Source organism: Streptomyces sp. NPDC007205, assembly GCF_040634095.1.
In the GTDB taxonomy this organism is placed as follows: domain Bacteria; phylum Actinomycetota; class Actinomycetes; order Streptomycetales; family Streptomycetaceae; genus Streptomyces.
In genome coordinates this window covers 1-1741 of record NZ_JBEYEW010000165.1, presented here as the reverse complement: position 1 = coordinate 1741, position 1741 = coordinate 1, and the positions used below count along the sequence as shown (strand labels likewise).

The following is a 1741-nucleotide window of genomic DNA, read 5'->3' as shown; positions in this document are numbered from 1 at the left end:
CCTACGAATGGCTCGATCAACCCGATCAAGACGGTAGAGCCACCTGATGACCGCCCCCGGCTACCGAGCCGACATGACCCAACGCTTCACCACCTGGAAAACGATCAACGAAGTCACCGCCGCGCGCCCAGTGGATGTCTGACAGCGGCACACCTCACACCCACGCACGCTTCAACTCACTTGCTGCAACAGCGGCTTGACAGCAACCGACCGAACGCTTCACCTTCTGGAAACAGGTCACCGGCCTGCCCCACCGACGTACCCGACAGCGCGACAGTGTCTTGCCCCAGCCTCCAGCTCCCTGAGTTCTTCCCGCACAGCGGCTGCCCGCCGTACTTGGGGGAACACAGCGAGGTGGGCCCGCAGCGTCTTGATCGCCTGTGTGGCCCAGTGGGAACGGAGCAAGGGGTAGTCTCCGGCGAATGCCGAGGCATGGACACACGCCTCTTCAACGCTGCCCAGGTCAAGCAGCACGTTTGCGAGTCGCGCCTGGGTGAGGGCCCTTGGCCGGCGTTCGTGGGGCGCTCGCCGCGACGCCGCGTAACTGAAGGCGGACACTGCGCCCTCAGCATCGCCCAACGTGTACAGCGTCTGGCCCTGCTGATATGCGAATCCGGCCTTCGGGTATGAAGAGAACGGTCCAGGCTCCCCCGAGGCCCAGTCCAGGTTGCGCTCGGCCGCAGCCAGATCCTTCAGGGCGCCACTGGTGTCATCGGTGAGTGCACGAGCATAGGCCCGCTGTGCCAGCAGAAAAGCTCGTAGGTCGCCGTCAGGTGAGGTGCCGACGACGTCCACCGCAGCCTCAGCGAGATCGGCGGCATACCGCGGCACTCCCAGCTGGGCGGCCTGGGTGCTCATGGCCCGCAACGCCATCGCACGGGCCCGGAGGTCACCCACTTCCGTGGCGATCTCAAAGGCCAGAAGGTGATAGCGCTGCGCCAGCCCATGATGCCCCGCGTCTGCGGTCATGTCACCGAGAAGATGGGCGAGATGCGCGATCTCCGTCATCAATTCCGTACGTAAAACTGGTGATCTGGGCGCCGTCAGGAAACGGCCCACGTCGTCGGCGAGGTATGCCGCCAGGGCAGCACGGGCATGACCGCCACCGAATTGAGCGGTGTACGAGGCGAAGGAGCTGACCATACCGCGAAGCAGTACCACGTCGGCAGCGGCAATGGGTGACTTCTTCCCGGACCCTGCCACAGCCGCCTCGCCAATTGAGCCTTCCGTGCGGGCAGGGCAACGGGCTTCACGGTTGGGATCCACCAAAAACTGTCGGTAGATGAGGTCGAGCAGCCGGGGCCGACGGGCCGGGTCGGCGTCGATCCTGCCCAGGGCCACCAATCTGCGCGCGGCGCCTTCCTGGCTCGGCACCGCTCCGGAAAGGAGAACCATCTCCTGCGGGCCGGGGTCGGGAAGCAGACCGGTATCCGCTGCCCGGACAAGGCGTCTGGTACGGCGTGTCAGCGACTCGGCCACCAAATCGGGCACGGGCGCCTTGGGACGGGACCCGGAAAGCCAATGGGCTACCGTCGTGCGATCGTAGCGAAGGTGCAGGCCTTCAGCGTGGCCCAGACGATTGACAGCCCTGGCAAGGTCGGCGGCGCTCCAGTCCGCTTCCTCAAGCAGAGCCTTCAGTAACGCATTGCGCTGAAGCCGACGCGGCATCGAATGCCTCCCTGCCAGGGTTGCGAACGGGGGATCGCCCCGCACATGAGGCCACAACCGTGGAGCTGACAGT

At 65.5% G+C, this 1741-nt stretch carries 1 protein-coding gene; it reads right to left on the bottom strand.

Annotation, left to right across the window (positions count from 1 at the left end; all coding sequences use genetic code 11):
• Positions 1 to 237 precede the first annotated feature (237 nt).
• A complete protein-coding gene (locus tag ABZ624_RS42945; protein ID WP_360101185.1) occupies positions 238 to 1668 on the bottom strand; it encodes a hypothetical protein in 1431 nt (476 codons plus the stop codon).
• Positions 1669 to 1741: the final 73 nt, after the last annotated feature.

Bases quoted from the DNA above. Each gene is read 5' to 3' on its own strand.
- ABZ624_RS42945 (WP_360101185.1), bottom strand. From the start codon at position 1,668: ATGCCGCGTCGGCTTCAGCGCAATGCGTTACTGAAGGCTCTGCTTGAG.